This is a genomic window from Stieleria sp., from assembly GCF_041595215.1.
GTDB classification, from domain to species: Bacteria; Planctomycetota; Planctomycetia; order Pirellulales; family Pirellulaceae; genus Stieleria; species Stieleria magnilauensis.
The window spans coordinates 1-1990 of sequence record NZ_JBFHKV010001339.1; the positions used below are offsets into that span (position 1 = coordinate 1).

At 56.7% G+C, this 1990-nt stretch carries 1 protein-coding gene; it reads right to left on the reverse strand.

Annotated elements, in window-relative coordinates:
- Positions 1-167 precede the first annotated feature (167 nt).
- Positions 168-1990 (reverse strand): hypothetical protein (locus tag ABX749_RS31100; RefSeq protein ID WP_372899457.1); only part of this gene is annotated, 1823 nt, incomplete at its 5' end.

Consider the following 1990-nt stretch of genomic DNA (forward strand, 5'->3'; position numbering starts at 1 on the left):
CATTTTTTGACCAACTCATTTTTTGACCAACCCATTTTTTGACCAACCCATTTTTTGACCAACCCATTTTTTGACCAACCCGACTTCCGACGGCCACCATCAACACAAACAGTATCGTGGGCCCCGAGACGCGCGTACGCGATTTCAACGCTTCTCTTCATCATCTCTCACCGGGTAATCTCCCGTGTTCGAATCGTCTCTTTGGCTTGATCGATCGCGGCGCGCAGTTTCTCCGGCACCTGGGCGGACTGCTCGGTGAGCATCTTGTCAAACTCTGCGATCGTCTCGGACACTTCTTTCGTCGATTCAAACCGTTCGGCATAATACGGAATCGCCAACGCGAACCAATCCGAGCGCGTGATCCAACCTTCGGTTTGCTGGAGCGAACGATGGAGTTCGTTCAATAAAACGTCTGGCGCGGCCTCTTTGAAACGTTCAAATGCGATCCGTTCCCGCGACGACAATCTCCAGCGGGCCTCATCGTTTTGGGGAGACACGAGTTGCTTGACGAGGAATTCCCAGCACTCCGGCGTGCCGAACGCGTTGTCTTTTTCGGCAACCTCAATTGCGGCGACCAAAAGAACATCGGACAGTGCGGGTTTAAAATACGCCGCCATTGCACCGCCGGGTGGGTGAAGCGCTGCTTTGGTGGAATTGACCTGCTCAATGACATAACGTTTGAGCGTCGGGTTGTCGGCGATCGATTCGCCCAGGGCCAGCGCCAAGACGAGTGCCGAATTCTTTGCCAGATCCAACGCGTGTCGATGTTCCATCGTGTCGCGAGTGCCCCCGTCGGCACCTTCTGACTCCGCATCGACAAGTTCGAGAAGCTTGTTTTTTAGTTGTCCCAATCTCTTGCTGCCGAGTTGGCCGTCGGTTTGTGCGGCCAGCCATTGCTCGGCATTTGTGTTTGCTGTGGGCGTCGCCCCGCCAACACCTCGGTCGTGCAAATAGTTGTTCAGCACCCACATCGAAGCGATTCGGCTGTTGGAATGCCCGTCGAGCAATTCCTGTTGAACCACCGCCACGCCCGGATCGGGGAAATAACGCGGGAATGTGTTCAGGAACAGCGTCATAAAATGGTGTGATGGATTGGAATCGTTTTCGCCACCGGCAACGATTCCGCCGAGACGGCGCGCCAGTCGCATCGTCTTTTCCGCGGCAGCCAATCGGGTTTCTTCATCGGACTCCCGTGATAACGTCTCAACCGCCCGCATGGCTTCCCCGAGTGACGCGACATCACGTTCCCGCTCCAAGGCCTCCATCCAACTGGCCAGGTCGCGGCCTTGAAAGAGCGTCGCGGGCGCGGCGTCTGTCCCGACCGATTCAGCCTCATCAAAGTCCGCCATCGACATTCCGTACGATTCCAAGTCGGACAGATCCGCGTCGTTCGAATCGGTGTTGTTGGCGGGGACAAACTGCTTTTCCCAATGGCTGCGTTCCGCTTCTGGTACCGCCAGGATCACGCTGGTCAATTCATCCGTGGCCTCCTGGGAGAGTCCAATTCCCAGACTTTGGGGCAATGCAATCACAACCTCCCGCGTCATCCTCGCCGCGGTCTGACGTTGATCGCTCGGCAATTCGGACCAAGCGTCGGGTGTCGCCAGGCTGAGACAGCACCGAATCAACTTGCGGGTGGTGAACTTGGAGATGGTTCCGCTGGGACCGTATCCGCCCATGCCGCCCATGCCGCCCCCGTACATGCCAGCCCCACCCGAAGAATTAACATATCGGTGTAGGCAATTAATCACGGCGGCGCGACTGTGCACGTTGCCTTCGACCAATTCTTGGACCGCGTTTTCATACCAAACATCGAGCGAGGGTTCTGCAAAGACTTCGGTCATACACCACATAAAGTGCTCCGACGGGGTGATCGTTTGGTCCGTCATCCCGGGAAGTGGCGGCAGTTTTCGGCTCAGCCCGCCGAATTCACGAGCGCGTTGGAGCAACGCTTTGATCACGACGTCGCTTTCAGACGTGTTCGCCATGC